The organism is Thermodesulfobacteriota bacterium, assembly GCA_040756475.1.
In the GTDB taxonomy this organism is placed as follows: domain Bacteria; phylum Desulfobacterota; class Deferrisomatia; order Deferrisomatales; family JACRMM01; genus JBFLZB01.
Genome location: JBFLZB010000295.1, coordinates 1 through 3525, shown reverse-complemented (window position 1 = coordinate 3525; position 3525 = coordinate 1). Strand labels below are relative to the sequence as shown.

Here is a 3525-nt window from a genome sequence, read left to right as displayed (position 1 = left end):
TGAATCTCCTCACCCAGGAAACCTCCATCAAGCGCGGTACCCAGACCAAGCGCCGCCGCGCAGGCTGGGATGACGCCTATCGCCTCAAAGTGCTGGCTGGCTAAGGTTTTTATGTGCGATCGCCCTGAATCGCCCGCGTTGGCGCGGGGCGGCGGGGCGGCCTAGCTGCCCAGCCGCTTGCCGGCCTAGCCCGCGGGAGCGGGAGACTCCCTCAAGTTTGCCGAGAACCGTCCCGATAAGCGCCACGCCGGGGGGCACGGACGACACCCCCATCCCACGGAGGCGGCCCCCCATGTCCCTCAAGGCCAAGCTCGCCCTGCTCGTCTCGATTCTGGTCGCCGTGCCCGTCCTCGGAGGCGGGGCGACGGCGTACCTCGTGACCCGCCACCACGCCATGGAGCAGATGCGCAAGGAGATCGACACCCTGGCCCGCATGGCCCTGGGCATGTGCCGCAGCTACCACGAGGCCACGGGAGCCGGGGCGCCGAGCGCCTCCCTGCGGGAGGCCCTGCTCTCCGTGCGGGTGGGCGACACGGGGTACCCCTTCGCCCTGGCCCAGGACGGCATGACGGTGCTCCACCCCGCCCTGGAGGGCAAGAACCTGCGGGGCGTCAAGGACGCCCGGGGCAAGCCGTTCATGGACGAGATGCTCTCCATCCGGGACGGGTGGGTCGAGTACTGGTGGCAGAACCCCGGGGAGAAGGAGGCCCGCAGGAAGGTGTCGCGGGTGGTGACCTTCGAGCCCTGGGGTTGGGTCATCGGAGTGGGGAGCTACGAGGAGGAGTTCCTGGGGGCCGCCCGCACACTGCGCCTGTACACCCTGGCGGGCTGCGCCGTGCTCGTCTCCCTGGCGGTGGGGATCGCCTTCCTCTTCGCCCGGGGCGTCGGCGAGCCGGTGCGCAAGCTCTCCGAAGCCTTCGAGCGCCTCGCCAAGGGGGACCTCACCGCCGACGTGGACATCCGGCGCCGCGACGAGTTGGGCCGGCTCGCCGCCTCCTACCGGGAGATGCGCCACGAGCTCGGCGCGCTCATCCGCCGCGTCTCGGACGCCTCGGGCACCGTGGCCGGCGAGGCCCAGCAGATCTCGGCCACGAGCCAGCAGGTCGCCGCAGGGGCACAGAACCAGAGCGCCAAGGCGAGCGAGGTCGCGGCCGCGGTCGAGGAGGTCTCCTCTACGGTCCTCGAGGTGAGCCGCAACGCCCAGGAGGTGGCCCAGGGGGCCCAGCAGATGTCCGACGTGGCCCGGGAGGGCGAGGGCATCCTCACCGAGAGCCTCGCCCGGATGGAGGGAATTGCCCACATGGTGGAGGACCTCTCCGGGATCATCGAGGGCCTCGGGAGCAAGTCCGAGGCCATCGGGGCGGTGATTCGGGTGATCGACGACATCGCCGACCAGACGAATCTGCTGGCCCTCAACGCCGCCATCGAGGCCGCCCGGGCCGGAGAGCACGGCCGGGGCTTCGCGGTAGTGGCCGACGAAGTGCGAAAGCTCGCGGAAAAGACCACCAAGGCCACCAAGGAGGTGGAGGCCACGATCCAGGCCATCCAGGGAGAGACCCGCCAGGCGGTCTCCGCGACGGCGCAGGGGAAGGCCCAGGCAGAGGAAGCCCAGGGCGTGTTCCACCGCTCCGGAGAGGCCTTCCAGGCCATCCTGACCCGGGTGAGCGAGGTCAGCCAGATGGTGGGCCAGATCGCGGTGGCCGCGGAGCAGCAGTCCGCCGCGGTGGAGCAGATGTCCACCAACATCGAGGGCATCGCCACCGTGAGCCATGAAGTGGCGACCCAGACGAGCGACCTCTCCCGAACCTCCCAGGCCTTGGCCCAGGAAGCCCATGAGCTCCAGGACGCGGTGGGGCGATTCCGACTGGCCTGAGCGGGGGCCGCCCGAAGCGGTTGCCCGGGGCGGGGCGGGGGAAGTACCATGGCTCCGCACTCCGGGGGGAGGAGGCGGTCACGCGTGCAGAAGATCCTGGTCTTCCAGCGCAATCGGATGGGAGAGGGCAAGGTGGCGGCGGTGCGAGAGCTGCGCCCGGATCTGGCGCTACGGGTGGTGGACGTGGAAGGGCCCTTCCCTCCCCTCGTGGACGAGCCCCAGGCCCATTTCCCCGAGGACCTCGACGCGCTGCTCTCCGAAGCCGACCTCGTGCTCGACCACCTCTACCACCCCGACCTCACGGGTCACCTCCTGGACCGGTGTGAGGCAGCTGGGGTGCCGGTCGTCGCCTCGGGCCGCAAGCTCACCCGAGCCCATACGCCGGTCACCTGCTGCACCCTGGGGAAGATCGCGGAACTGGGGGAGTACGCGCAGTCCTTTGGCGCCCCCGAGTTCGAGGTGGACCTGGCCCAGGGGCGCATCGCCGCGGTGCGCGTGCTTCGGGGAGCGCCCTGCGCGGCCACCTGGAAGGCCGCCGAGGCCGTCGTGGGGCTGGGCGCGGGGGAAGCCGCCGCACGCATGGGCCTGGAGACCCAGTTCCACTGTTACGCCAAGGCCAACCCCAACGTCTTCCTCACCAACCCCCTCCACGTGGCCGGCGAGGTGCATGCGGCCGCGTTGGCCAAGGCCCTGCGGGCCGCCGGCCGCTCGGCCAGCGAAACAGGGCCCGAGGCGTAAGCCCCGGGCCCCGGTGTCCCCGCCCCCCGGGGGGTCGGGCCCGCTACCGCTCCCGCTCCTCGGCTTCGAGGCCCCGCTCCTTCATGCACGCTACGAGGCTCTTGGCGTCTTCGGAGGCGATGTGGATGAGCAGATCGCGCTCGTTGCCGCGGCGGCTGGGCAGGTACGCGGAGTTGAGAACCTCGTGCCCGAGCTTGCCCACGCACTCCAGGGCCGCCACCATCTTTTCCGGGGTGGAGCAGTGCCGCACGATCACGCGGGAGCCCGCCTCGCCGATGCCCAGGAGGGGGTTCAGGACGAGGTAGAAGAAGTCGTTGGTCGTGAGGATGCCCACCACTCGGCCGTCCTCCACCACGGGGAGAGACCCGACCCGGCGCTCCTGGGCCAGGCGCACCGCGTTCTCCACGGTGGTCTCGGGAGCGACGGTCAACACGTCCCTCTGCATGATCTCCTTTACCGTGAGCTTGGCGAAGAGGTAGTGGATCTCGTGCAGGCTCAGGCTCGTTGCCATGGAGGGTGAGGCCCGCAGCACCCGGTCCTTGGTAATGATCCCCACCAGCTTGCCCGCGTCCACCACCGGGAGGCGCTCGATCCGCTTCTCCTTCATGATCTTGGCGGCTTCGAGGACCGGAGTGTCGCTGGCGATGGTGACCACGGGGCTCGACATGATGTGGCGTACGCGCATGAAATCCCTCCTGGCAATAGGTCTCCGAAAGCTCTTTCCGATACACGGGCGGGCGACATCTTAGCCGACTTCGGCGGCGGAGCAAACGCTTCGCTGGGCCCTCGATCCACCGCCTGGGTGGTAAGCGGGGTCCGGGAGCCCCTGCGCTCCGCCGCTGGCCAGGAAGGGCGAGTGTCGCGGAGCCCAGGAGGGGCGGGAGCGACCCCGCAATCCGCGGCAATTGGAGGAG

Annotated in this window: 3 protein-coding genes; 2 read left to right on the top strand and 1 reads right to left on the bottom strand. The window is 70.1% G+C overall.

Annotated features, from left to right (window positions below; translation table 11 throughout):
* The first annotated feature begins 292 nt into the window (after positions 1-292).
* The gene (locus AB1578_22705) at positions 293-1873 is read left to right on the top strand and encodes a methyl-accepting chemotaxis protein (protein MEW6490709.1); all 1581 of its coding nucleotides are present in this window, start codon (positions 293-295) and stop codon (positions 1871-1873) included.
* 84 nt (positions 1874-1957) lie between these two features.
* Positions 1958-2611 (top strand): DUF166 family (seleno)protein DfsP, encoded by a 654-nt coding sequence (dfsP, locus tag AB1578_22700; protein MEW6490708.1) that lies wholly within the window; start codon positions 1958-1960, stop codon positions 2609-2611.
* A 43-nt stretch (positions 2612-2654) separates the two neighbouring features.
* On the opposite strand, the gene AB1578_22695 is transcribed toward dfsP, so the two are convergent.
* On the bottom strand, positions 2655-3296 hold the full coding sequence (locus tag AB1578_22695) for a CBS domain-containing protein (GenBank protein MEW6490707.1): 642 nt from the start codon (positions 3294-3296) through the stop codon (positions 2655-2657).
* Between the last annotated feature and the right edge of the window lie 229 nt (positions 3297-3525).